Genomic DNA, 231 nt, shown 5'->3' on the forward strand with positions numbered 1-231 from the left:
TACCTGCCGTGCCCGCCGTCCCCGTGCCGGTGCGGCGGGTCTCCTCCCGCCCGTAGCCGCCCCAGTCCACGCCGTAGTAGTCGTACAGCCGGCGCTCCTCCTGCTCGGACAGGTGACCGCCCTGGTCCACGTCGACGTGGGGCGCACCCTTGACCTGGTCCTTGGAGTACGGCACCTCCAGGTGGTCCTCCACCATGGCCGCGTCGTGGATCGGAACGAAGGTCTCATGGC

Annotated in this window: 1 pseudogene; it reads right to left on the minus strand. The window is 70.1% G+C overall.

The annotated features are described in order from the left end of the window. Positions 1–231, minus strand: a pseudogene (locus ACSNOK_RS36525) (photosystem reaction center subunit H); the annotation flags it as partial.

This window comes from Streptomyces sp. URMC 126 (genome assembly GCF_051386555.1).
Taxonomy (GTDB): Bacteria; Actinomycetota; Actinomycetes; order Streptomycetales; family Streptomycetaceae; genus Streptomyces.